At 54.0% G+C, this 25,822-nt stretch carries 21 protein-coding genes; 9 read left to right on the top strand and 12 right to left on the bottom strand.

Features of this window, described 5'->3' with window-relative positions; translation table 11 throughout:
- Positions 1–14 precede the first annotated feature (14 nt).
- The 3 genes from pagP to EGO56_RS21360 all read right to left on the bottom strand — a co-directional run bounded on the left by pagP (position 15) and on the right by EGO56_RS21360 (position 3,432).
- Positions 15–575: a lipid IV(A) palmitoyltransferase PagP gene (gene pagP / locus EGO56_RS21375; RefSeq protein WP_135911006.1), complete on the bottom strand. Its 561-nt coding sequence runs from the start codon at positions 573–575 to the stop codon at positions 15–17.
- A gap of 302 nt (positions 576–877) precedes the next feature.
- Positions 878–2,329, bottom strand: coding sequence for a sugar porter family MFS transporter (locus tag EGO56_RS21365; protein WP_135911004.1), 1,452 nt, complete (start codon positions 2,327–2,329; stop codon positions 878–880).
- A gap of 200 nt (positions 2,330–2,529) precedes the next feature.
- Positions 2,530–3,432, bottom strand: coding sequence for a LysR substrate-binding domain-containing protein (locus EGO56_RS21360; protein ID WP_135911048.1), 903 nt, complete (start codon positions 3,430–3,432; stop codon positions 2,530–2,532).
- A gap of 197 nt (positions 3,433–3,629) precedes the next feature.
- On the opposite strand from EGO56_RS21360, the gene EGO56_RS21355 reads away from it, so the two are divergent.
- Genes EGO56_RS21355 through EGO56_RS21340 form a run of 4 tightly spaced genes read left to right on the top strand, consistent with a single transcriptional unit; the run spans position 3,630 to position 7,599 of the window.
- Positions 3,630–4,379, top strand: coding sequence for an SDR family NAD(P)-dependent oxidoreductase (locus EGO56_RS21355; protein ID WP_135911003.1), 750 nt, complete (start codon positions 3,630–3,632; stop codon positions 4,377–4,379).
- Positions 4,380–4,433: 54 nt separating this feature from the next.
- Positions 4,434–5,732 carry an MFS transporter gene (locus EGO56_RS21350; protein WP_135911002.1) on the top strand — a complete coding sequence of 433 codons (1,299 nt, stop codon included), beginning with the start codon at positions 4,434–4,436 and terminating at the stop codon, positions 5,730–5,732.
- A 12-nt stretch (positions 5,733–5,744) separates the two neighbouring features.
- The gene (locus EGO56_RS21345) at positions 5,745–6,587 is read left to right on the top strand and encodes a transketolase (protein WP_135911001.1); all 843 of its coding nucleotides are present in this window, start codon (positions 5,745–5,747) and stop codon (positions 6,585–6,587) included.
- Position 6,588: 1 nt separating this feature from the next.
- Positions 6,589–7,599 carry a transketolase family protein gene (locus EGO56_RS21340; protein ID WP_135911000.1) on the top strand — a complete coding sequence of 337 codons (1,011 nt, stop codon included), beginning with the start codon at positions 6,589–6,591 and terminating at the stop codon, positions 7,597–7,599.
- A gap of 1,095 nt (positions 7,600–8,694) precedes the next feature.
- On the opposite strand, the gene EGO56_RS21335 is transcribed toward EGO56_RS21340, so the two are convergent.
- The 3 genes from EGO56_RS21335 to EGO56_RS21325 all read right to left on the bottom strand — a co-directional run bounded on the left by EGO56_RS21335 (position 8,695) and on the right by EGO56_RS21325 (position 13,358).
- Positions 8,695–9,666, bottom strand: a complete 972-nt coding sequence (locus EGO56_RS21335; RefSeq protein WP_135910999.1) for a ParB family protein — start codon at positions 9,664–9,666, stop codon at positions 8,695–8,697.
- Positions 9,667–9,673: 7 nt separating this feature from the next.
- Positions 9,674–10,873, bottom strand: coding sequence for an AAA family ATPase (locus EGO56_RS21330; protein ID WP_135910998.1), 1,200 nt, complete (start codon positions 10,871–10,873; stop codon positions 9,674–9,676).
- 1,555 nt (positions 10,874–12,428) lie between these two features.
- The gene (locus EGO56_RS21325; protein ID WP_003855845.1) at positions 12,429–13,358 is read right to left on the bottom strand and encodes a RepB family plasmid replication initiator protein; all 930 of its coding nucleotides are present in this window, start codon (positions 13,356–13,358) and stop codon (positions 12,429–12,431) included.
- A gap of 464 nt (positions 13,359–13,822) precedes the next feature.
- On the opposite strand from EGO56_RS21325, the gene EGO56_RS21320 reads away from it, so the two are divergent.
- Positions 13,823–15,193, top strand: a complete 1,371-nt coding sequence (locus EGO56_RS21320; RefSeq protein WP_135910997.1) for an aldehyde dehydrogenase family protein — start codon at positions 13,823–13,825, stop codon at positions 15,191–15,193.
- Between the two features lie 3 nt (positions 15,194–15,196).
- Here the strand turns inward: EGO56_RS21320 and EGO56_RS21315 are convergent, their stop codons facing one another.
- Together EGO56_RS21315 and zigA are read right to left on the bottom strand one after the other, a co-directional pair.
- Positions 15,197–16,375, bottom strand: a complete 1,179-nt coding sequence (locus EGO56_RS21315) for an NAD(P)/FAD-dependent oxidoreductase (RefSeq protein ID WP_135910996.1) — start codon at positions 16,373–16,375, stop codon at positions 15,197–15,199.
- A 93-nt stretch (positions 16,376–16,468) separates the two neighbouring features.
- A complete protein-coding gene (gene zigA / locus EGO56_RS21310) occupies positions 16,469–17,698 on the bottom strand; it encodes a zinc metallochaperone GTPase ZigA (RefSeq protein WP_061060624.1) in 1,230 nt (409 codons plus the stop codon).
- A 122-nt stretch (positions 17,699–17,820) separates the two neighbouring features.
- On the opposite strand from zigA, the gene EGO56_RS21305 reads away from it, so the two are divergent.
- Positions 17,821–18,159, top strand: coding sequence for an ASCH domain-containing protein (locus tag EGO56_RS21305; RefSeq protein ID WP_095707962.1), 339 nt, complete (start codon positions 17,821–17,823; stop codon positions 18,157–18,159).
- Here EGO56_RS21305 and EGO56_RS21300 read toward each other — a convergent pair whose 3' ends face one another.
- Complete coding sequence (locus tag EGO56_RS21300) at positions 18,160–18,708, bottom strand: helix-turn-helix domain-containing protein (RefSeq protein WP_135910995.1); 549 nt, start codon at positions 18,706–18,708, stop codon at positions 18,160–18,162.
- A gap of 111 nt (positions 18,709–18,819) precedes the next feature.
- Here EGO56_RS21300 and EGO56_RS21295 point away from each other — a divergent pair, with 111 nt between their 5' ends.
- The 3 genes from EGO56_RS21295 to EGO56_RS21285 all read left to right on the top strand — a co-directional run bounded on the left by EGO56_RS21295 (position 18,820) and on the right by EGO56_RS21285 (position 20,652).
- The gene (locus EGO56_RS21295; protein ID WP_185948889.1) at positions 18,820–19,488 is read left to right on the top strand and encodes an AzlC family ABC transporter permease; all 669 of its coding nucleotides are present in this window, start codon (positions 18,820–18,822) and stop codon (positions 19,486–19,488) included.
- Entirely contained in the window at positions 19,485–19,808 is a 324-nt protein-coding gene (locus EGO56_RS21290) for an AzlD domain-containing protein (RefSeq protein WP_033784885.1), read from the top strand. The genes EGO56_RS21295 and EGO56_RS21290 overlap by 4 nt, the downstream gene beginning before the upstream one ends.
- A gap of 115 nt (positions 19,809–19,923) precedes the next feature.
- Positions 19,924–20,652, top strand: coding sequence for a DJ-1/PfpI family protein (locus EGO56_RS21285; RefSeq protein ID WP_135910994.1), 729 nt, complete (start codon positions 19,924–19,926; stop codon positions 20,650–20,652).
- Here the strand turns inward: EGO56_RS21285 and EGO56_RS21280 are convergent.
- The 3 genes from EGO56_RS21280 to EGO56_RS21270 are packed head-to-tail and all read right to left on the bottom strand — an operon-like array spanning position 20,602 to position 25,710.
- A complete protein-coding gene (locus EGO56_RS21280) occupies positions 20,602–21,567 on the bottom strand; it encodes an acyltransferase family protein (protein WP_135910993.1) in 966 nt (321 codons plus the stop codon). The genes EGO56_RS21285 and EGO56_RS21280 overlap by 51 nt on opposite strands.
- Positions 21,560–24,622 (bottom strand): efflux RND transporter permease subunit, encoded by a 3,063-nt coding sequence (locus EGO56_RS21275; RefSeq protein WP_135910992.1) that lies wholly within the window; start codon positions 24,620–24,622, stop codon positions 21,560–21,562. The genes EGO56_RS21280 and EGO56_RS21275 overlap by 8 nt, the downstream gene beginning before the upstream one ends.
- Positions 24,622–25,710: an efflux RND transporter periplasmic adaptor subunit gene (locus tag EGO56_RS21270; protein WP_135910991.1), complete on the bottom strand. Its 1,089-nt coding sequence runs from the start codon at positions 25,708–25,710 to the stop codon at positions 24,622–24,624. The genes EGO56_RS21275 and EGO56_RS21270 overlap by 1 nt, the downstream gene beginning before the upstream one ends.
- Positions 25,711–25,822: the final 112 nt, after the last annotated feature.

Genomic DNA, 25,822 nt, shown 5'->3' with positions numbered 1-25,822 from the left:
CCTTTCCTGAAAAATTAAAAGGCATAGCGAAACCACGCGAACAGCACGTTGCCATTATTGTAAGTGCCGGGGATATAAGTGAACTGGACATTCACCGCTTTATAACCGGCAGAGAACAGCGGCAAAATAATCGGCAGCGGAATATAGTTGCCAAAGTCTTCACGCGCGGTGATACCCGCTGTTAATCCGGCACCAAGCCGGAAGTCCTGACCGGAGCCCGGATACCATCCCTTCTCCCATCCATAACCGACAATGGGCTGCCACTCATTGTGCGAATCTTTAAACGCCATCGCATAAAGCGCACTCCAGTTGCCGCTGTCGCTATAGCGGGAAACACCCAGACCGCCGCCCCAGGGATTCTCATTATAGTTATCGGTTTTTTCTTTGTCATACATAAAGCGGGCGTGCCAGCTAATAAACGGCAGATAGAGATCGGTGTGCTGAGGCGCGTTCCAGGTTTGTGCAACATCGTTAGTGAAATTATTCCACCAGGATGAAACCGGCGCATTTTCAGCATGCAGTGGCGTGGCAATCAGCAGTGCAGCAGCCACTGCCACAGAGTTTGATATATTCATGGTGCATCCCGGTCAGCATGCGGAGCAGATGAAAAGTGAGTATAGCGCAGAGCCAGCTCCAATCTTTGTCAGCGGTCATGCTTCGCTTAAACGGCGGTTTCAACCGTCAGCGGCATCTGAGGGTCAGGCCGGATTCTGGCGATTTCAGCCTGAAATCGCCAGACATGTCCGGAAACCCTCCTACAAAATCGTGCTGATTACAGTGAATGAAACGGCTTAACTGACAGAAAGGGATACGACGCAAGGGGGCAGAGAAGGGAGAGAAACCGGATTCAGCCGGCGGGCCGAATCCGGTAGGGACGTTAGCAGGCTTCAGCCTCCTTCGGCTTTTCACCAAACTTCTCTTTCATGTGTGACTCAATCTCTTCCAGACTTTTACCGCGCGTCTCGGGCACCATCGCCATCACGAAGATCAGCGAGCCGACGTTAATCGCAGCAAAGATAAAGAAGGTCGTGCTGCCGGCATACTCCATGATCGGAGGAAAACCGAACGCGACCACAGCATTGAAAATCCACTGTAGTGAGACGGCGCTCCCGGTTAAAACACCACGCAATTGCATCGGGAACAGCTCCGACATCATCAGCCAGTAGACCGGCGAGATGCACATCTGCATACAGAACAGGAACAGCAGAATACAGCCCAGGGCGAGGTAACTCTGCATCAGGCTGGGAGCGATAAAGGTCATCACGCTGCCCAGCATAATCTGCGAAGCGACCACCAGACACAGGCCGGTGATCAGCATCGCCCGGCGCGGGAAGCGACTGACAGCCCAGATGCCGACAATCGCTGCCACCACTGAAACCACGCCGTTACCAATGGTCGCGGCAATCGACGCGCTGGTGCCAAGTCCGGTCTGTTTAAGGATGATCGGCGTGTAATACATGAAGCCATTAACGCCGGTAAACTGCGCAACAAAGCCGAGTCCGACACCAATAATCATCAGGCGGATAACCCACTTCTCACGAATCAGGGTTTTCGCATCCGGCCCGCGTTCCGCTGCCCTGGCCTGCTTCTTCATCTGTGCCATCTCATGACGCACCTCACGCGGCGTTTCACGCAGATACTTCAGAATCTTTTTCGCCTCTTTCAGACGCCCTTCCGCCACCAGCCAGTGTGGTGAAGCCGGAACGAAGAAGGTGCCGATAAACAGCAGGAAACCAGGCACCATCGCGATCGCCAGCATGTAGCGCCACAGGTGCTCATCATGTAGCAGATAGCTCAGTAGCGTACTGGCGACATAGGCAATGAGCTGGCCGGTGACGATCATCAGCTCATTGCGGCTCACCAGCGGCGCACGCAGACGTGGCCCGGCAATTTCGGCAATAAACACCGGCACGGTTGAAGAGCCACCGCCGACAGCAATTCCCAGCAGGAAGCGCATGGCCACCATCACATTAACGGAAGGTGCCAGTGCCGTACCGAGCGAACCCAGTACAAAAATGACCGCCAGGGTGCGAAGGGTAATGCGACGGCCAAAACGGTCCGAGAAGAAACCACTGAGGAAAGAGCCGATAGCGGCACCGAACACCAGCGAAGAGGCGACGAGCCCTTCTGTGAATGAGTTCAGTCCCAAACCACCCTGATCGGGTGGCGAAGTCATGTAAGGTAACGCACCCGAGATAATCCCGGTGTCATAGCCAAAAGCCAGCGCGCCCATAGTGGCAACCAGCACCACTAAAAAAATGCGCTGGCGTACCGTATCCGCAGGCGCGTGATCGCCCGCTTCCCCAGCGTCTGGTGTATTTGTACTCATAATATTCCTGCCATTAATAAGTTAAACATCCGTTTGATTGAATTTCATACGGAATAGAAAGGGAACATATTTACCGATTGGGTAAAGAAGTGTAGACGGTATTTAAAAGTTAGCATTTGGCAATGCGACTTTTATGGCGTGAATAATTACCAGCAAAAATAAACCCGCGTCATAGTGACGCGACGGAAGTTATTTTAACATCATATTAACGTTCTGAGTTCTTCCTGTATCCAGCTCAGGAAATGTGCAACACGGGGGAACTGGGCAAATCCACGCGGAAAGACCAGATGGTGCGCGCTGACGGGCAGGCTCTCCCGTTCAGTCAATACCCTGATCAGTTTCCCGCTGCGAAGATAATCCTCCGCCAGCAATTCGCTTTCAAAAATAAGACCGTGGCCTAACATTGCCGCTTCAAGACTCATATAAGAGCGGTCAAAACGAAATAACCACTCTTTATCCGGCTGAGGTAATTGCTGCGCCGCAAACCACTGCGGCCATTGAATAAGCGGTGACTCCGATAATATCAGCGCGTGATGGATTAAATCTGCGGCCTGACTGACAGGATGCTGTTTCAGATAGTCTGGCGAGGCCAGCACCGACATTTTTTCATGGCGGATGGTTTTAATCTCAAATGCGTTCCAGTCCGGGAAGCCGTGACGTATTGCTATATCAATATTGTCGCGGCTGAAAGAGAGATTTTCATAAGAGCAGGAGAGCGTAAGCTGAAACTCTGGATAGCTGTCGCGAAATTTATGGATACGCGGCAACAGCCAGAGCAGACCGAAGCTGGGTGCGCAGTGGATCCTGAGGTTACTGCGTGCTTTCTCGTTTCTGATGCGCGCCGTGGCCTGCGCCAGGCACAGCAGTATCGGGCCAATCTCCCTGAGGTAATGTTCCCCCGACAGCGTGAGCGTTACGCCTTTTGCCGAACGATTAAACAGAATACAGCCCAGTTCCCGCTCCAGTTTGGCCAGCTGATGACTGGCTGCCGAAGGAGTAATACTTAATTCCTCAGCCGCCCGCGCGACATTACCAAAATGGGCCACCTGCTCAAAAACCCGCAGTGATTTAATTGAAGGTAAGTGCTCCGACTGCTTTTCCATCCACCTCTCCACACAGAAATTATGTGATGTGTGCCCATTTTTAAATCGCAGATTTGTTAACTGCATCAAATCAACAAATTCATTCAGCATCAAATGAATTTTTCTGCATTGCCAATATTACGCGCTTTATCAATTCTGATTGTGACCCTGCCGGTAGCGATACCGAACCACTGATAATTATTCTTCTGGAGTGGACAATGTTACTTGAAAATAAAGTTGCGATTATCACCGGTGCCGCATCTAAGCGCGGCATTGGACGAGCCACAGCGGCCTGCTTTGCTCAGCATGGCGCGCGCGTGGTGGTGCTTGATTTAGACCTGCAGGCAGCTCAGGCCAGCGCGCTGTCGTGTGGCGACGGTCATCTTGGCCTGGCCACCGATGTGACCGATCCGCTTTCTGTTCATCGTGCTATCGATCAGGTACTTGAGCACTACGGCCGTATTGACGTGCTGGTCAACAATGCCGGGATCACTCAGCCGGTTAAAACACTGGAAATTGGCATCGAAGATTACAACCGCATTCTTGATGTCAATCTGCGCGGTACGCTGCTGATGTCTCAGGCGGTTATCCCGACGATGCAGCGGCAAAAAAGCGGCAGCATTGTCTGTCTGTCATCCGTATCAGCTCAGCGTGGCGGCGGCATTTTCGGCGGTCCGCACTACAGTGCGGCGAAAGCAGGCGTGCTTGGCCTGACAAAAGCCATGGCGCGCGAATTCGGCCCGGACCAGATTCGTATCAATGCCCTGACGCCCGGTCTTATCCAGACCGATATCACCGGTGGCCTGTTACAGGATGAACGCCGCCATGCCATTCTCGACGGCATACCTCTTGGCCGCCTGGGAACCGCCAGCGACGTCGCAAACGCGGCGCTGTTCCTCGCCAGCGATCTCTCCGGTTATCTCACCGGCATCACGCTGGATGTCAACGGCGGCATGCTGATCCATTAAATAGCGCCCTGCCCTGCCCGCACGCCTTGCGGGCTAACTTCGGGAGTGAATACCATGACCACGCTTAATCTGAGCGCAGCCTCTGCTGCGCGCGATATCACCTATCGCAAAATTGCCTGGCGGCTGATGCCCTGGCTGATGCTCTGTTACCTCTGTGCCTATCTTGATCGTGTAAACGTTGGCTTCGCGAAATTACAGATGATGGATGATTTGTCACTCAGCGAAACGGTGTACGGGCTGGGTGCCGGGATCTTTTTCCTCGGTTACTTCTTCTTTGAAGTGCCGAGCAACCTGATCCTGCATCGGGTCGGTGCACGCCGCTGGATTGCCCGCATTATGATTACCTGGGGTGTAATCTCGGCCCTGTTCGCCTTTGTAGAAACCGCATGGCAGTTCTACCTGCTGCGCTTTCTGCTTGGTGTGGCAGAGGCCGGACTTGCACCCGGTTTACTGCTCTATCTGACCTACTGGTTTCCCTCTCACCGTCGCGCTCGCATGACGGTGCTCTGGTTTGTCGCGATTCCACTTTCCGGAATGATTGGCGGCCCGCTCTCTGGCTGGATCATGGCGACCTTCGCAGGCTTTCACGGATGGGCGGGCTGGCAATGGATGTTTATGCTGGAGGCTATCCCTACCCTTGTTATGGGATTCGTAGTGCTGCTGGTTCTGAAGGATCGGGTGGAGCAGGCAGACTGGCTGGATGAGGATGAGAAACGCCGCGTGCGTGCCGATCTCGACGAAGACAATCAGCAGAAAGCCTGTCATGGCACGGTGAAAGCCTTTGTCGCTGACCGTCGCCTGTGGCTGCTGGCACTGATCTACTTCTGTGTGGTGATGGGACAGTATGCGTTAACGTTCTGGCTACCGACGCTGGTAAGAAATTCAGGCGTCAGTGAACCTCTGCATATTGGATTACTGACCAGTCTGCCGTACCTGTGCGCCATTATCTTTATGCTACTGGCCGGACGCAGTGGCGATCGTCATCGTGAACGTCGCTGGCACCTGATTGTTCCAATGCTGATCGGCCTCTCCGGACTGACGCTGGCGACGCTGCTTAGCCATAACGTCTCCCTGTCACTGTTTTCCCTCTGTATTGCCGCTGCGGGCATTCTCTCCGCTTCATCACTGTTCTGGATGCTGCCGACCAACCTGCTGGGTGGCGTCTCGGCTGCCGCAGGCATCGCTGCGGTCAACTGTATTGCCAATCTGGCCGGTTTTTTCTCACCGTGGCTGATTGGCTCAATCACTACCGCAACCGGTTCTCCCGCGTCGGGAATGTATTTTATCGCTGCCGTTCTGCTGGGTGGTGCGCTATGCGTACTGCGTATTCGGGCTGCGGATGTTAATCGTTAATCAGGAGGTTGTATGACTGACCCTCGTCACAGTGCACACACGCTTTCATTGCAGCAGCGTGCCCGTAATATTCGTCGTCATGCCTTGTTAATGGGGCAGATACAGGGACAGGGCTATATCGGTCAGGCACTGGGTGCAGCCGATTTACTCGCTGTCAGCTATTTTCACGCCATGAATTACCGTCCAGATGAGCCTGAGTGGGAAGAGCGCGATCGTTTTTACCTGTCGATCGGGCACTACGCCATCGCGCTTTACGCCGCGCTACTGGAAGCGGGCGTCATACCGGAAGAAGAACGGGAAACCTATGGCACCGATGAGAGCCGTCTGCCGATGTCCGGCATGGCCGCCTATACCCCGGGCATGGAAATCACCGGCGGTTCATTAGGTCATGGATTAGGAATAGCCGTGGGAGCCTGTCTGGGACTGAAGCAGAAAGGCTCGCAGGCGCGAATCTATAACCTGCTTTCTGATGGCGAGCTGAATGAAGGTTCAACGTGGGAAGCGGCCATGTCAGCCTCACACTGGCAGCTTGATAACCTGATCGCCATTATCGACGTCAACAATCAGCAGGCTGACGGTCACAGCAGCGAGATTCTCGCGTTCGAACCGATAGTGGATCGCTGGCAGGCTTTTGGCTGGTATACCCAGCGGGTAGATGGCAACGATATCGCTGCGCTACAGACAGCCTTTGACGCAGCCCGCAGCTGGCCTGAACCGCAGCCACGCGTCATCATCTGCGATACCCGAATGGGCAAAGGCGTGCCATTTCTTGAAAGCCGGGAGAAAACCCACTTCATCCGTGTTGATGCTGATGAGTGGGACAAAGCCCTGACCGCACTTGAGCAAGGAGTCTGATATGAGTTCACAACCGCAAAAAAAACGGCTGACCACTTCCGCTATGATCGCCTCGATTGCTGCTGAGGGTCAGCCCACGGTTTCAGCTCCGTTCGGGCATGCTCTGGTGTCACTGGCAGAGCAGCGATCCGATGTGGTCGGTCTGACGGCAGATTTGAGTAAATACACCGACCTGCATCTGTTCGCGGACGCTTTTCCGCAGCGCTTTTACCAGATGGGAATGGCGGAACAGTTACTGATGAGTGCCGCAGCAGGAATGGCGCGCGAGGGCTTTATGCCTTTTGTCACCACCTATGCCGTGTTTGCTTCCCGCCGCGCCTATGATTTTATCTGCATGGCCATCGCCGAAGAGAATCTGAATGTCAAAATCGCCTGTGCGCTGCCGGGTCTGACCACCGGTTATGGGCCAAGCCATCAGGCAACTGACGATCTGGCAATTTTTCGGGGTATGCCAAACCTGACAATCATCGATCCCTGCGATGCGCTGGAGATTAGCCAGGTCATCCCGGCGATTGCCGAACATCAGGGGCCGGTTTACCTGCGTCTGCTGCGCGGTAAGGTTCCGCTGGTGCTGGATAAATATGATTATCGCTATCAGCACGGCAAGGCCCAGCGTCTGCGAACGGGTAAAGATGCGGTTATCATCAGTAGCGGATTGATGACCATGCGGGCACTTGAAGCCGCTGAGGTGCTGGAAAAGCAGGGCATTGAGATTGGAGTGGTGCACTCTCCTGTGATTAAGCCACTGGATGAAGAGACAATCCTGCGAGAGGCAGGGGAAGCGCTGCATCATAACCAGCTGGTTATCACAGCAGAGAATCATTCAATCACGGGCGGGTTAGGCGAGGCGATTGCGGGGTTGCTGATGCGGAACCATGTGACGCCGCGCTTTAAGCAGATTGCCCTGCCGGATGCATTCCTGGCAGCAGGCGCTTTACCGACGTTGCATGACCGTTATGGCATCTCTGCCGATGCGATGGTCAGGCAAATAACAGCCTGGCTCGAAGCCTGATTTATAACAAAACCGGGCCAGGCCCGGTTTTGTATCGTTGTTTGCCGCACCAGATAACGATCCTGTTATCGCCTCCATCATACGCACTCCTCAGGCAATATGACGATTGCCGTGCTCAACACTGGCTACGCATCAACAGATTCTGATGAGCATGCCAGCCATTTATCTGTGCTGCTCATCCTCTTTGACTCCCCATTCACTGTTAACAGTTTTAGTGTCAGTCATGTCCCTTTCCTGAGTGGCCCGGTTAGCGTTTTCTGCCGTTGAGCACAACCTTTCATCTGCTTTACTCAATACAGTGAATCTGTCTGAAGTAGCCAATTCCAGATCACAGGCATCTTCACTGTCCAATCCAGCTTATGTCGCTCGCATCAACAGAAAAATAATTTTAGCCAGTTGAGAAAGTTATCCACTTTTTCTGTGGATAAGTGAGGGATATTTTCTGAGTATCTTTTTTCACTCTGAGAAGATGCCTTTGCTGTTAGGCGGTTACGCTGCAATTATGTTCTCAACGAAGCGCTTATATCCGCTAATCAGCACGGTTTTTAGCAGAAAGCGTGGCGATTTCGGGCTGAAATTCACAGATATTTTTAAATAAAAACAGTGGATTAAGCGTTAAATCTTGCTGGCGGCTAGCATAACGGTAAAAAGACTTGCAGAGAAAGCATCTGTCGGTATGAAGCAGTTGTGCAGGAACTGAGGTCTGGTGAGAAGTAACTGGTCACTAATGAACCAGCTTCCGAAAATCTTTACTTGCAATTCGCGACCGCTGAATATGGAAAGGGGGGTATTTGAACCCTTAGGAGGTTACATCAGAATTTGAATCTGCTTTTTCCATTACAGACAATTCAGGGACTCAAAGGCTGTCTGGAACGCTGGCGAAATGTTCAGGAGTAATGGCGATTTCACAGGAATCAGATTGAAGAATTGCTAACATAATATCAATAAATTCAGTTATTTATGAAGATTATCACCATTGAAAACCTGGCGATTTCAGCCTGAAATTCGGGTTTCATGCATCTTTAAGTGTCTTTCAGCTTAACAGGGCAATAAAAAAGCCAGCGTCTGACGCTGGCTGATTTGGAAGTGTATAAATTAACGATTGAGATATTTCTTCAGGGTCTCGGCAATGACTTTATCCAGCTCTTCCTGCAACTCTTTCGACTGCCGGTTAAATTCATAGCTGAACATCCGGCCGCGTATCTTTTTACGCGCAAAGCGATCTTTATCAGCAAAAGACCAGAGTGCAGTCGCCTGTGTTTTATCTTTCTCAGGCTCTTTCATCAACGTCTGGCTGCCATGGCGAATCAGACGCAGAATGTGATTTTTCAGCTCATCCTCGGCAAGCCCTTCTCGCGCGCAAACCACATCTATTTCCCGCGAGATAGAATTAATCAGAGCTTCAACGCTTTGCCCGGATTCACTCAATTTGTCAGCCGCCTGCAACAGCGCTTTGTAATCAGGATAAGTCAGCTCAGCGTGATTAGGGAAAAGTGAGATTAAATCGGACGGAACGCTGGCCGCCTGAAGAGCACGCGTGACCTTCGCCTGAGATAATCCCTGATTCTCAGCGATCTCTTTTTGCGACAGTCCACCCTCTTTTAACGCCAGCAGGCGCATTCCCACTTCCCGCAGGTTATGTTCGCGGGCCGTCTGAATATCCTGCGCCAGTCTGCGTGCTTCATCGGCGCTAATAGCGGCATCAGTGACCAGTACGTCCAGCCCGGTTTTACAATAAAGCGCAGCTGCACGCCGACGTGAGCCGTCAAGAATCTCAATGCGGTCATCGCGCATTACGCCAATGGCCGGGAAGAACTGCTGAAGCTTAATGGTGCGAATAATGTCGCGCAGTGAATCGGGTGTCAGGCCCGCCTGGTCGCGGCCATTGGTTTCCATCGTCACGAATGTTTTGTTTTCAACATCACTGGCGGCAATACGTTCAAAGCGAAACAGGGCGCGCTTGCCCGTAGCCAGAACGAATGTCTGGTTGTGCTGGCTATCTGGCGTATCATTTTCCAGTGGAGTCTGGCTGAAGGTTCTGCCAATCGTAATTCTTTTTGCGCTCATACAAACCTCAGTTCAGGCGAATAAATTCGATACGGTCAAAGACGGCTTTTGCGAAGTCCTCTGCGGCGGATCTTGCATTTTTCAACGCTTCGCTGCTGCCGACGTATGTCGAAGGATTTGCGGAGATGACCGTATCAAAGGATTCGCCGCAACGTTCGAAACCATCAAGGCGGGGAAGGGCAGCATCAAGCATGTCACCACCAAAAATCTCTTTTGCCAGGCTATGACAGAGCTTGTGGTCGGCTTTATTCGAGAGCTTAGACATAAACCCAATGTTGCCCTGCAGGCGACAGGTAGCGCCGGAATCCTCGATAATCGCAATCAGTTCAGGCAGACGCGTCAGGTATTTAAGCGTGGAATGAAAGTCGACCTGAGCCGGTGGTACCGGCGTCATCAGTAGATCAGAGGCCGCAATGGCGTTCTTCAGGAAAGCATCAAGATGCGGACCGCTGTCGATAAAGATAAAGTCATAATCTTTCTTCAGTTTGGCAATGACGTTGTCATACAGCACGGCATGAACATTCTGCTGCGGCAGATGCTCAGCGCAAAGCTGGTCCCAGCTTGAGGCGATAAAGGCGTCATCAATGGAGGCAGGCAGCACATTCACACCCGGAATAATCGATGGAACGATAAATTCGTTCACCAGCTCATCACGGGTGACATTCTGCAGCATTGCCTGTGCCGCTGTCGCTTCCACCAGCCCTACTGAACGTTCGTGGTTTAAAAACATGGTTGCTGAGGACTGCGGATCAAGGTCAATCACCAGAATACGCAAATCTTCAAACAGCAGATGAGGATGGGCACGAAGTGCATGAGCCAGCGAGACGGTAGAAACCGTTTTCGAGACGCCACCCTTCAGATTACCCACAAAAATGGTATAGGCATCACTGTGGCGATCGCGATATTTCGGCACACCCCGATGATGATAGATATCGATAATATTCTGAATCGACATTGCATATTTAACGGAAGAACCGGCCGCACGTTTATCAAACTGATAACCGCTCTCTTCCATCTCATTTACAGCGTAATCGACACTGGCTCGTGTCAGTTTGGGCAACTTTGCTAACGCCGCTTTGGCATAAACCTGATAGTACGTATTTTCATGCAGTTCCTGCTTTTGCGCCTGAATCTGGTCGGTGAGGCTCAGCAGCATGCGTTCAGAACGCTGTGCAACCTTCATCACCTGCTTGTCATCGTTAGCCATAGTTGCTCCAAACATGTAGGATTTATGACTTTATACAGAAATCCTGCACGTGAGGCAATAAATTATCCTTTCAACATAATCTTCGTTTTTATGTAACACCACGGGTTTTGGTGAGGTTCATCACATTATTATTTCTGGCCTGGCAATTTACGCAGTTCAAATGCGAGCAGCGTTCACTGTAATCAGCAGAACATTCACTGTAATCAGTAGAAATCGATCTACAGTAAGAGAGTAGGGGGAAATGAATTGGACTTAGCGCGTTGATGAGTCTGAACGTTCACTGTAATCAGCAAAGTCAGTTCTGTATCAGGTGACTTACAACCGGAGGAATTTAACGTGATGGTGCAGAAGAAAACCGCATACAGAAAGCCCACGCGATAAAGCCTGGCTGATGCCTGACGCTGAACGAGCCAAACGTTCACTGTAATCAGTAATGTCATTGCAGATACCCAGACAGCAGTCACGTTCACTGTAATCAGTAAACTAGTTAATCAGATAGCAGGACAGGAAGCCGAACTGAGTAAAGGTTCACTGTAGTCAGTAGTGAGGAGAGGAAAAATCCTGTCTGGTTCATAAAAGCATCGGAAGCTGATGAGATAACAAGCAACTACTGTTTGGGAGCCAGAATGGATCGACAGGCATGAACAAGTCAGTCCGATAACGTTCACTGTAATCAGTAACGAGGGGATATCGAACATTCACTGTAGTCAGTAAAAGAAGAGCCTTGCTGACCAGACATTCACTGTAATCAGCAGAAACATCAGTGCAGTTCGATGAGAATAGTAGACAGTGAGGTTACGATACGCAGATATCACTTCGATTATGGCAATGCTCAGGCCAGCAGACATCAACGCCTGATCATGAGTTATGTCACCACAACTTTCCCGCGAATGTTCACTATAAACAGTAAAGCGGCAAAGCGTTGCGTCAAATTTCAGCTATCATTCACTGTATTCAGCAAAGCATTCACTGTAATCAGCAAAGCAGCATTCCTGAGGATTACCGCGGTGAAGACAGCTCCGCGCTACAACGTTCACTGTAATCAGTAACCGACAGGGGAATCCGCAGTACGCCGGAGCTCTGACGATGCCAGTCGGCAAACATTCACTGTAATCAGTAACAGTGTCACGCTGGCAATACTGATAAGTTAAAGCGCCTCAATACAGGACGCACGCCGGCCGTGTTGAACGTGAAGGCAGTCATTCACTGTAATCAGTAAAGTGCTCAACGGGAATCAGCAGAAAAAGGCGCTGTCCTGCCTGAATCAGAACATTCACTGTAATCAGTAAAGCCGATCCTGGAAGGGGCTAACAAGTTAGTAAGTAAGCACATACTTACTTCATAAGCCTTATGGCATAGCACGACAGAAAAAGAGGGGAGGAGAGCATGATTCTAAAACATGCCCCGTCTACTGATTACAGTGAACGTTACTGATTGCAGTGAACAGAGGTGGAGTACTGATTACAGTGAATGTGAGAGGAAGGGCGCAATATCACTTTCAACGGCAAAAGTGACACTGCCACGCAGAAATGCTGATTACAGTGAACGTCAGGAGTTAATCCTCAAACTCGATCTCGTCCAGCGAATCGATGCTCTCCAGATTACCGATGCCATCAAGCTTAGGTGTGCGACTATGGATAATGAAAAAGACTGAGCGGCCACGCTTCACTTCTGAATAATCCAGATAACCAATCTCCTTCAGTTGCTCCATTGCACGCCGCACCACATGGTTCTGCGTAGTGGTCTTAGAGCCGAGATTAAGGCGCATACGCAGGCGTGCCAGCGATATCGGTGCCGGATTGGTCGGCAGACTCTCAAGGAAGGTATAGAGCGCCTGTGCAGACTCTTTACGCTTAAGGCGGGATATTGCACGAAGCTGCAGCAGTACCTTGTGATCGAAGTTGTAGAGTTCAAACAGTTTGGGATCCGCCTGAATCCGCACAATATCTTTTTCGCGGTCGTAATAGGCTGACTGGACAAGGTGGGTATGATACGCCTTGCCGTTACCTTCAAAAGAGAGCGTGTTAGTTGCAATGCGGCGCAGAGAGGCATCAAGACGCTTACGCAGTGCGGCAGACGAGTTAGCAGAGGGAATGCCGCACATCTTCACAAAATCGATAAACGGCAGTGTGACGGTATCGCCTTTGGTCGGATAACGCGAAAAGGACTGAATAATACCTGCCCAGGTTTTGAAATCGTTATCCATATCCAGCCGAGCGCCGGTAATGGTAATCTTTTCGTAGCCTTCCGCCTTTACCAGCGTCAGATTCTTCAGCTCTTTCGTCGCATCCGTTGATGCCATCGCACCGGATTTACCCCGTGCGGTTGATTTCAGCGTCGGCACGAACAGTCCAAGACGCATCAGCGCCACCGGCTGAACGGTATTATTCTTGTTGGGATGAAGCTGAATAACTTCACCACTGTTTTTTGTCACTGACAGAAAAGGTTCAAGTAACGCTTTGTTTTCGTTGTCTTTATCTGCCATGGCGTAGGATCTTCATTCTGTGGATGAAAGGGATCGTTTTCTGACTACAGTGAACATTAGCACTGTTTACAGTGAACATTCTACCTGGTACAGTGAATAAAGTACTGATTACAGTGAACACTTTACTGATTATAGTGAACGTGATCACCCTTTGAGCCCTTGCGGGGTGCGGCCTGCGACGATCGGGGATCTCTTAGGATCTCTCTATGATCTATTAAGGATCGTTTTTTAGGATCGGGTCACTGTATAAGTGGATAACTGCTTATCAGGCATTAGTTTCAGACGTACTGACAGGTGGCGTAATCGCAGCATCATCTCCGAAATCCCTCACGCTTCCTGTATACCGCTTTTGCAATTCAGACGTTCTCAATTGATAAACAACTTCCTCACTATTATTCATTTTTCATCATTAACTACAGGGCGTATCGTTTCTCTATCACTGAACGAATGAGGAAAACAGCACCATGACTGAACATGCCCTATCACGTAACCCTGCAACAGGCGAAATTCTGGCACGCTATCCTCTGCAGAACAGCACCGAACTGGAAAAGACGCTGGCAGAAAGCGCTTCTGCTTTTGCAGCATGGCAGCGCAGCAGTATGAGTGACCGGGTACGCGTATTGCGTCAACTCGGCGAACAGATCCGTCTGAGAGAGCAGGATCTTTCGCGCATGATTACGCTGGAGATGGGTAAGCCCATTGCACAGGCTCGCGCTGAAGTACTGAAATGTGCAAATTTGTGCGACTGGTATGCAGAACATGGCCCGGCGATGCTGGCCGATCAGCCCACTCAGATTGCCGATGCCTGGCAGCGATTCCGTCCTGTCGGAGTGATCCTGGCTGTCATGCCATGGAATTTCCCCCTGTGGCAGGTTCTGCGGGGCGCAGTCAGCATGTTGCTGGCAGGTAACACCTATTTGCTGAAACACGCCCCTAACGTCATGGGAAGCGCCACACTGATGGCTGAGCTGTTCACAGCAACCGATCTGCCAGCAGGTGGCTTTAACTTGATCAACGTCGACAACGACGGTGTCTCAGTCGCGATTAAAGATGACCGCATTGCCGCCGTTGCGGTAACCGGCAGCGTGCGGGCGGGTGCAGCAATCGCAGCACAGGCAGGTGCAGCGCTCAAGAAAACGGTGCTGGTGCTGGGTGGATCCGATCCCTTTATCGTGCTGGCCGATGCCGATCTTGATGAAGCAGTGAAATCAGCCGTAATCGGACGTTTCCAGAATACAGGGCAGGTCTGCATGGCGGCTAAACGCTTTATTATCGAAGCGCCTATTGCGGAAGAGTTTGAGAAGCGCTTCACTGCAGCGGTACAGGCACTGAAAATGGGCGATCCGCTGGATGAAAGCACCTTCCTGGGTCCGATGGCACGCGCCGATCTGCGCGACGAACTCGACGGACAGGTAAAAGCGACTCTTAGTGAAGGTGCACGGCTGGTGCTGGGTGGTGAGAAAGTGGCAGGGCAGGGTAACTACTATGCACCAACCATTCTCGCTGATGTTACCAGCACCATGACCGCGTTTAAGCAGGAGCTGTTTGGTCCGGTCGCGGCTATTGCCGTCGCGCGGGATCCGCAGCATGCGCTGGAGATCGCCAACGACAGCGAATTTGGCCTCAGTGCTACCATCTGGAGCGGTAACGAAGAAACTGCCGATCGGCTGGCGCTGCAGCTGGAAGTCGGGGCCGTATTTATAAATGGCAACGGTGCTTCCGATCCGCGGGTGACCATCGGCGGCGTGAAGAAAAGCGGCTATGGTCGTGAGCTGTCACATTTTGGTGTTCACGAATTCTGTAACGTGCAAACCGTTTGGAAGAACCGCCGCTAGTTTTTACTGCGCTGCCGGAAGATAGGCAGGCGCGGTTTTAACGACCTCACTGAGCGGACGCAGCAACCGATGCGGGGTAAACCTACTCAGCATCGGTGAAGGTGTACCGCTCAGCATCTCCTCAGCCACCAGTCTGCCCAGTAACGGGGCAAGGGTCATGCCACTATGGCTGACCATCAGATAAACGCGTGCTGAGTCACTGATATAGCCCAGTGCGGGCAATCCATCTGCCGGACGCGATCGCTGTCCTGTTTCAATCCGCTCAATTCTCGCCCCTTCCGCATGGTTAAACAGTCGACGCAACCGACGCAGCATCTCTTTACCAGTCTGCCCCTCCGGAGAAGCGGGGCGTGACGGATCGGCATTTTGGTCAAGATCCAGTGCCTGCAGCATCAGGCGTCCTCCGCCATCCGGCCGCACATTCAGTTCCGGGGTAATAAGATTGCAGTTAAGCGGGATCGGCAAAGGCTGTGTCTGCGCCAGAAAACTGCATGAAACAGGGTCTGCGCGGTTCGCATCGGTCATCGCCAGTTCAAGTCCACACTGGCTGATCAGCTCAGGTGCCCAGCGACCGGTTGCCAGCACCAGCTGATCCCCGCGCCACTCATCACCACTGGCCAGCGTCAGATGCACATCCCGACCTGATTCAGTCAGCGTGGTGACCTCATTGTTGCAGACCAGCTGACCGCCACTGGCACGCAGGTCGGCAAGCAGAGAAGCGATGAACAGACTGGGATAAAGCAGGCACTCCGAAGGGAAAAACCACGCGTGCTGAATGCGGGGATCGAGCCGCAGTCCGGGCAGGGCGCCCAGTAACGCAGCGCGGCTACGCTTCTCAACGGGGTAATCAAGCGTAGCAAGCTTTGCTGCGCGCTGCGTTAGCTGGCGCAGGGATGATTCATCGGCTGCCCACTCCAGCGAGCCGGTTTCAAGCAGCCAGCGGGGCCATGCACGGTGGCTCGCCTGCCATCGCTTGTGCTCATTTATCGCCTGGGCGTTGAGTTCATGATAGTGGCCGGGTTCTTTGCCGTTGGCATTGACCCAGGCGTAACTAATCTGGCTGGTGCCACTGCCAGGCAAGCTTTTGTCGAACACAGTGACCTGTGCGCCCCGGCGGGACAATGACTGCGCGACGGCTAAACCCAGCACGCCTGCACCGATAACAGCGATACGTTGTGGCATATCCGGCTTCTCCTGAACAGAAATCAGCGGGTGATGGCCACCCGCCGGGACGTTTTACTATTGCGGAGCGACAGTGTGCGGTCAACCGTTACGTCAGGCGGTCATCTCATCAAACCAGGCAGGCACCGGATCGTCCAGTGTAACCCAGTGCTCCGGCCCTGCAGCCATCTCATGAGGCGTCAGCAGTGCGTGATCGAGTGCGGCAATAATGTGCTGCTCATCCATATCTATGCCGATAAACACCAGCTCCTGACGCGCATCGCCGGTGCCTTCCTGCCACTGCTCAGCGATGAAATTGAGCGAATCTGCATCCTGTGGCCAGTTGTCACGCGGCACGCTGACCCACCAGCGCCCGGCGTAACCCTGGCGAGCCACTGCGCCCGCCTGCGACCACATTGCCGCAAATTCAGGCCGGGTGGCCAGCCAGAAGTAACCTTTTGAGCGAATCACGCCGTCGAGCTGGTGGTTTACAACCTCCCAGAAACGCTGAGGATGGAAAGGACGACGTGCGCGATAGACAACGCTGCGGATGCCATACTCCTCCGATTCCGGCTGATGCTCGCCGCGCAGGGTCTGCAGCCAGCCAGGGGCCTGCGCGGCCCGGTCAAAATCGAACCGGCCGGTATTCAGCAGACAGTCCAGCGGAACCTGCCCGAATTCGCTGTTCACCATACGAGCGTGTGGGTTGAGCGCACGCAGCATGCCCTGCAGCTGATGCAGTTCCGCCGGGCTGAGCAGATCCGTTTTGTTCAGCACCAGCAAATCACAGAACTCAATCTGATCCACCAGCAGATCAACCACCGATCGTTCATCCTGCTCGCCCAGCGACTCGCCGCGAGACTGAAGATCATCGACTGACCGGTAATCGCGCAGGAAGTTAAAGCCATCCACCACGGTAATCATGCTATCCAGCCGGGCATAGGCTGAAAGGCTTTCACCCGCTTCGTCTTCAAACGTAAAGGTTTCAGCCACCGGCAGGGGTTCAGAAATGCCGGTCGATTCAATGACCAGGTGGTCGAAGCGACCAGCCTGCGCCAGACGTTTCACCTCCAGCAGCAGATCTTCACGCAGCGTGCAGCAGATGCAGCCGTTACTCATCTCGACCAGCTTTTCATCAGTGCGTGACAATTGTGCGTCGCCGTTGCGCACCAGGGCCGCGTCAATGTTGATTTCAGACATGTCATTGACGATGACTGCAATCCGTCGTCCTTCGCGGTTATTCAGAATATGATTGAGCAGCGTGGTTTTACCGGCACCCAGAAAACCGGAGAGGACGGCAACCGGCAGACGTGGATCGCCGGATATCAGAGAAGAGAGTGTCATACTGTTACCTGTCAGATGAGGTTAAATAATTATGTTATAACATAACATTAATAACACTGTTTTCAATCCGGATTTCTGGTTTTGTGGCAGTTCTCAAAGTGGATTTGAAGAAAGGAGAGGAAATGCAGCAACTTACACTGGTTCCCCGTCTGATGCCCGTTGTCAGACGCGGCGAGAAAACCTCCACGATACGCTGGCAGGAGGGCGATATCGCCACCGGCCCGCTGAGGCTGGTCAATCAGCAGGATGAAGCCGACAGGGTGATCGTCTGGGTGACGCGGATCGATACACTGCGCTTAAACGAGGTCGCTGCGAAGCTGGGGAAAGAGCACGAATGGCCGGATGCGGTGCTGCTGGAGGGGATGCGCGAGCACTATCCGGCAATCAGATTGAGCAGTGAGGTGCAGCTGATTACGCACCTCACACCCGCAGAAACCCGGCAGAAGCTTGCTGAGCGGTAACTAGCTGTGCTCTATCACCAGCAGCGCCAGCGTATCGGCTTCCAGCGCCCGAAAGATATGCAGCTCGTCGCCCGGATAGGTAATGTAATCACCCACATCCAGCTCCACCGCGCTGTCTACCGGACCCACCAGCGCCCGGCCTTTAGCAATAATAATATGCTCAATCGTATTGGGAATATGGGGCTGTGAAATGCGCTCACTGCCAGGCTGAACCTCCAGCAGATAGATATCACGCCGGACCCCGGGCGGGCAGGATGCCAGCAGAACCGCCTGATAGTCTGCCAGATCCGCAGTTACTGTCAGACCTTCTCCACGGCGGATCACCTGCAGACGACGCGCATCCGGCTCCAGCAGCCGTGAAAACGGAATATTCAGCGTCACGCACAGTGACCACAGCGTCTCAATGCCCGGATTGCCGTTACCCGCCTCCAGCTGTGAGAGCGTTGATTTGGCGATACCGGCGCGGCGCGCGACTTCAGCCAGTGACAGGCCAGCTCGCTGACGTTCACGCACTAAGGCATTGGCAATGATGCTGATAGGGGTATTCAAACGCACTCCTGATAAACGAAAAGTTTTTTATACCGAACGTTTTGTTCGTCTTGTAAAACGATGTTGAGGTGTTCATTATATCGGATTATACGTTCATTATGAGACAGAGTGATGCTTTTTCCGCAAATGCAGTTGCTGGACAGAGGGGTGATCAAAGCGATTTTTCTGGTCTGCCTGGCTGATGGAATTGTCGGTTTATCCTATGGCTCGCTGGCCTCCGCCGACGGGTTTCCGCTCTGGGTGCCGCTGGCGCTGTCAACGCTGGTGCTGGCAGGCGCGTCTGAGTTTCTGTTTATCGGCATCGTGGCTGGTGGCGGCAGTCCCTTTACCGCGGCCGCCGCGGGCCTGCTGGTGAATGCGCGTCATCTGCCTTTTGGCATTGCGGTCAAAGATCTGGTTGGAAAGGGGCCCCGGGGCTGGTTTGGTTGTCACATCATGAATGATGAAAGCGTGGTGTTTGGTATCTCACAACCACAGCTGGCCCAGCGTCGCAGCGCCTACTGGCTGTGCGGCATCGGTATCGGCTTAATCTGGCCGGTGAGCGTTATGGTTGGGGCGGCGGTTGGCCAGTTTATTCCCGATGTCTCGGTGATTGGACTGGATGCGGTGTTTCCGGCGATCCTGATTGCCCTGATCTTCCCGGCGCTGCGCCAGCGGCGGACCCGGATCCCTGCCACCGTCGGCGCGCTGCTCTCATTGCTGGCGACGCCGCTGGTTCCGGCGGGCATGCCGGTGCTGTTCTCGCTGCTGGGCCTGCTGACATGGAGATCGCGCAAATGACGCATCAGGGAATGATCATCGCCGGGATTGCCATGCTGGCCGCCGGAACGTATCTGATGCGCTTTGCCGGCGTCAGGCTGGGAAACCGTCTTCCGATTAGCGAGCGTACTCAGCAGATGCTCTCCGACGCTGCCACGGTTCTACTGCTGGCGGTGGCGGCGACCACCACGCTGTTTGAAGGCCAGCATTTTGCCGGTGTGGCACGAGTGGCAGGCGTGGGTTTTGCTCTGTTACTGGCATGGCGTCGGGCACCACTGATTGTCATTATTCTGGGGGCGGCAGCGATGACCGCGCTGTTGCGTTTTCTCGGCGTGGCCTGAGGCAATCCACTGCTCTCTCTTCCGGAGAGGCTGTAAAGCGTCTCCGGCAATCATAATTGCTATCAGACCGGGCATCACGGCATGATGGTCACTCATCACCCGCCGGAGTTCACGCATGAATCGTCCGCTACAGATTGGTCTGTTACTTTTCCCCGATGTTACCCAGCTCGATTTAACCGGCCCGTGGGAGGTGTTTGCACGCACGCCCGGCGTGGCGTGCCATCTGATCTGGAAAGATTGTCAGCCGGTGCGCTCCGATCGCGGCCTGTCGATATTACCAACTGCTACCTTTGACGATTGCCCGTTACTGGATGTGATCTGCGTACCGGGTGGGCCAGGACAGATTGCCCTGATGTCGGATGAGGAAACGCTAAATTTTCTGCGACGGCAGGCTGAACAGGCGCAATGGGTCACGTCGGTCTGTACCGGTTCGCTGGTGCTGGGCGCTGCCGGATTGCTGAAAGGGTACCGTGCGACCTCACACTGGAGCTCCATCGACCAACTGGCTTTACTGGGCGCGGAGCCGGTGAATCAGCGGGTGGTGCGTGACCGCAACCGTATCAGCGGCGCGGGCGTCACTTCCGGCATTGATTTTGCGCTGACGCTGGTGGCGGAAATCGCCGGGGACGTCGTCGCCAGAGCCGTTCAGCTGCAGATGGAATATGACCCCGAACCGCCGTTTTCCTGCGGCTCGCCGCAGACCGCGCCGCCCGAGGAGGTGGCGCAGGCGCGGGCGAAAATGGCTGAGTTCATTGCCACGCGCCGTGCAGCAACGGAGCATGCCGCGCGGCGATTACAGACTGATCAGCTTACTGACGCCGGGGATGCGCAACAGCAGCAGTGACAGCGCCATTGAGAAGATCAGCGTCAGGGCGATGACCAGCAGCTTGTCGCCCAGGGTCTGAATGCGGATAGCGGCCGCCAGCACACCAAAAATCAGGTAATGCAGGATATAAACGCCGGTCATGGTTTTGCCGAGGGTGGTCAGAAATGTGGTCAGCCATTGGGCTTTATCCGGCAGCCGGATAGCGTTAATGCTGATCACGATCAGCACCACCAGCAGATAAACCTGTGAACCCGTCAGCACTACGTCGTTGTGGGTCGCCAGAAAGCGCGCAATAAAGTAATAGCGCTCATACAGCCACGTAAAGAGATACACCGCGGGCAGCAGCAGCAGGCTTATCTTTATCACTCTGGGTGATGTCAGTAACTGCATCACACGTGGTGCAGCCATCAGCCGGCCAGTGAGGTAATAAAGTACCCATGTCCAGATTCGGTATTCTGGCAGCAGCGAAAAAGCCCGCTGGCCCGGATAGAGGCTGGCGAGCAGGTCATAAGCAAAGGCCAGCACCAGCAACAGCAAAATCCCTGCTGCCATTACGCCAGGCCGCTGAATCAGCCAGTCGATTAGCGGATGGGAGACGTAAATGACAATCAGTGCAATCACAAACCACGGCTGGATCAGGTAGCCTCTGTGGTGCATCCCGGCAAACCAGAAAAAGCTGAACCAGAAGATAAAAATCAGCAGAATGCGGCGAATTTTGCCGAGCTGCCACGCGGGCGTGTGCAGCTCGCCCGCGTCGAGATAGCCGCTAAGCAGAAAATAGAGCGGTGTGGCAATGGTCGAGATAAAACTCAGCACATTCAGCGTCAGATTAACGTCGTAATGGTAGCTGTCGTAACTCTGATACAGCGTGAAAAACGACACGGCGGTGATACAGGCCAGCGTCTTCAGCATTGCCAGCCCGGTCTTATTCACCGTGCGCCTCCCGTCCGTGGAAGCAGCGATAGATCACCGGCAGCACCAGCAGTGTCAGCACCGTCGCGAATCCCAGACCAAAAATAATCACCACCGCCATGCTCTGAAAAAAGACGTCGCGCAGCAGCGGCAGCAGGCCCAGTACGGTAGTAAAGGCCGTCAGCAGGATAGGGCGAAGACGTGATGTCGCCGCATCAATAATCGCCAGCTGCAACGGCTTCTCCTGCCGGAACAGTCGGATCTCCTCAATCAGCACGATCCCGTTACGGAGCAACATCCCTGACAGGCTGAGCAGTCCAATCAGCGCCATAAAGCCAAACGGAATACCGGTGATCAAAAAGCCACAGGTGACACCAATCATCGCCAGCGGCACGGTGATCCAGATTGCGACGGCGTCACGCAGCGAGTTGAACATCAGCACGGTAATGATGAACATGGCCAGGAAGCCCGCCGGCAGCGAACTCAGCAATCCGCTTTGTGCTTCACGTGAGCTCTCCAGCTCGCCACCCCACTCAAGCCGGTAGCCCGCCGGGAGTTTAAGCTGATCGATCTGCGGCTGAACCCGTGCCACCACCTGCGCGGAGGTTAATCCTGAGGCGGGATCGGGGTCGGTCTGCACCGTCAGCACGCGCGTACGGTCACGACGCATAATGAGCGGATTCTCCCACTCCAGCCGGAAGTCAGAAATCACATTGCTCAGCGGCACAAAGTGCTGCAGGGCTGCGCTCCAGAGCTGAATGTTTTCGATGTGATCAACACTCTGCCGCTCTTCATCAGCCGGGTAGAGCATCACCGGCATCAGCCGCGATCCGTCCCGGAAAATGCCTACGGCATCGCCGCTGAAATTCATTCTCAGCGCCTGATCGATGTCGCGTTTATCGATGCCCAGCTCCTGACCACGCAGTGCGGAATAAACCGGGCGGATCACTTTACTGCGCTCCTGCCAGTCGTTGCGTACCGGGAACGTCGAGCCATCCGCCAGAAAAATCGCATCCAGCTGGCTGCCGATGTGACGCAGCACTTCCGGATCCGGGCCGGTTACCCGCAGGGCAATCGCGCTGTCACTGGCGCTGCCAAACTGAATACGTTTGATGCGCTGATTCACCTGCGGGAAGTTTTGCTGAATATAATTCTCAGTTTTCAGCGCCAGCGCATCCAGCTGTCGGCCATCCTTGACCCGCACCATAATCTGCGCGAAGTTGCTGTACTGGCGCGCCGCGTCATAGGTCAGGGTAAAGCGTAGTGCGCCCTGGCCCACGGTGGTGACCGTCGCCGCGACGTCCGGATCCTGATTAATAAACCGGGCAATTTCCGCTGCGGTATCTGCGGTGTAGTGGATATCGGTGCCATAGGGCAGCCAGAGATCGGTAAAAAAGACCGGCGTGCTGGATGAGGGGAAAAAGTTCTGCTTCACCAGGGTAAAGCCATACAGCGACAGTGCCAGCAGTGCGACCATCGCCGTCAGCGTGATCAAGCGAAAACGCAAAAGGCCGCTCAGCGTCTGACGATAGAGCCGGAAAACGATGCCCTGATAAGGATCGGAGATGTCAGTTTTTGCGGGCTTCGCTGCACCACGACGTTTCTCGCTCCAGTTGATAAATACCGGGGTCAGCGTCAGCGCGGTTACCCAGCTCAGCATCAGGGAAATCAGCAGCACCTGGAACAGCGATTTACAATATTCGCCGGTTGAGTCCTGCGACAGGCCAATCGGTGCAAAGGCGAGTATCGCGATCACCGTGGCACCCAGCAGGGGCAGGGCAGTGCGGCGTACCATGCGGGAAATCGCCTGCTGTAAAGGATGTCCGCGCTGGTGGTCGATCTTCACCCCTTCAACTACCACGATGGCATTATCCACCAGCATGCTGAGCGAAATAATCAGCGCGCCCAGCGACACCCGCTGCAGTTCCAGTTTAAACAGGTACATGATCAGAAGCGTGCCGAGCACGTTAAGTGCCAGTGACGCGGCAATCACCATGCCGCTGCGCAGGCCCATAAACAGCAGCAGCGTTCCCACCACAATCGCCAGCGCCATCAGGAAGTTGAGGATAAAGCCATCAACAGACTGTTTCACTTCATGTGCCTGGTTGTAGAACACCTTCAGGCTGATCCCGGCGGGGGTATCCTGCTGATAGTGTGTTATCCGGGCGGAGAGCGCGTCGCCGACATCAATCACGTTGACGCCAGGCGCAAATGAAATGCCGATTGCCAGTGCCGCTTCACCATCGGCAAAGTAGATATTGGCAGGATTATCGGTCACGCCACGTGTCAGGGTGGCGATATCGCGCAGATGCACGTTCTGCGGACTGCCCGCAGGCAGAATGGGCAGATTCGCCAGGTCGTCGAGTGTCTTTAGCTCGCCGGTAGGGTGAAAACGGATTGATTCGCTGTCGACCCGCAGCGTGCCGGCACTGGCAACGCTGTTATTCCGGTTCAGCAGATCGGCGACGCGCTGCGGCGTCATGCCATAGGCGGTCATTTTGCTGGCAGAAAGGGCAATGCGGACCTCCTCCTGCTCAACGCCCGCTACCGCGACCTTCGCCACGCCGGGCACCAGCACCAGATCGCGCCGCAGCTGATCGGCATAGTTACGCAGTTCGCTGTTCGTAAAGTCTTTGCCGTGTATAACGAAGAAATAGCCATAAACATCGCCGAAGTCGTCGTTAACCAGCGGAGCCTGCACGCCTGGCGGAAACTGCCGGGCCGCATCGCCGACGCGACGGCGTAGCTCATCCCAGATTTGCGGCAGCTGATCGGCAAGATAGCGGGTATGGATATTGACGGTAATCTGCGACAGGCCATTGCCTGAAATGGAGGTGACATTGTCCAGTGAGGGCAGGCGTTGCAGCGCATTCTCCAGCGGCAGAGTCACCTCTTCTTCGACCTGCTGGGCTGACGCACCAGGATAGTGGGTGACAATCACCGCCGATTTGATGGTAAACAGCGGATCCTCAAGGCGGCCAATGTTCAGCAGGGCATAAATGCCGCCCACGCCCAGCAGCAGAATAACCATCCAGATGCGAATGGGTTTATCAAGAAAGTGCTCCTGAATACGCATTATAACCCCCGCTCACGCTGCCAGATGCGCACCGCTTCACCGTCACGCAGCTCACCCACACCGGCAGCAACAATGCGGTCGCCCGGCTGCAGCCCGCTGACGATTTCAATACCCTGTGCGGTGAGACGACCCACTTCGACGGGACGATCTTTAATGCGCAGCGCCTCGCCATCCTGCTCAACCAGCCAGACGTGCGGCTGGTTAGTCGGGCTGCGGTCGGGATTGAACACCGCAGCCGATGGCACCACCAGCCGTGGCTGCGCAGGGGCATTCGGCAGATTATGCAGCTTAACGCGCACCGAGCCGCTGAGACCGGCAACGCCAGGCAGATCAGCGGGACGCGGCATGGTCAGCACCACCTGGTACGTCAGCGTGGCAGCGTCGGTCTGGCTGGTGTGCTCTTTGTATTGCGCGGTGAAAAAGCGACCGGGCAGGGCGTTCAACTGCACCTCCGGCTGATAGTGAATATTCTGGATGTCCAGGCTGGTGAAGAGGGTTTCCGGCAGCGTGAAGATAACGTCGAGCAAATCGGCCCGGGTCAGCAGCGCAATCGGCTGTCCTGTGGCCACCACCTGATGATTACGCGCCTGCACTCTGGCAATCACGCCATCAAACGGCGCGCGCAGGGTCAGAAACTGCAACTCTTCCTGCGCGATTTTCAGTGCGGTAGCGGCGGCATCGCGGTTAGCTCGCTGCACATCCATTTCCGATTTTGAAACGGCGCTGCGCTGGGCCAGCGTGTTAAAGCGCTGAAATTGCCGCTCCGCCAGCTGCAGCGCCGTCTGACGATCGCGTACCCGCAGTTTCGCATCCGCGTCGTTCAGGGTGGCGAGAATTTGCCCCGCTTTCACGGGCGTTCCGTCACGTATATCCAGCTGTACCAGCTGGCCCGCCCTTTTGAAAGCCAGGTCAGTATTATCTCCGGCCTGAATACGTGCAGGAAATACCCGGATATTCTGCGCAATGTCCGGCTCAAGAGTAAAAACTTTTATTACGCGGGGTGGCGGCGCGTCCGGTTCTTTTCTTTCATCGCACGCTGTCATAAATAAGCAACAGAGAAAAACGGGAATAACCTTGCGTTTAATCATTTTATTCGCCTTAACATCAGCTATTTCACTGCGGTTTAATAAGCGTTAAGGCGTCATTAGCCTGGTGCTTATCGCCACCGGGATAAAAATATTTTTAATATTCGTAATCTTA

It is taken from the genome of Pantoea vagans (assembly GCF_004792415.1).
GTDB lineage: Bacteria > Pseudomonadota > Gammaproteobacteria > Enterobacterales > Enterobacteriaceae > Pantoea > Pantoea vagans.
Note: the sequence above shows the minus strand (reverse complement) of the source record. Positions and strands in the feature narration are given on the sequence as shown.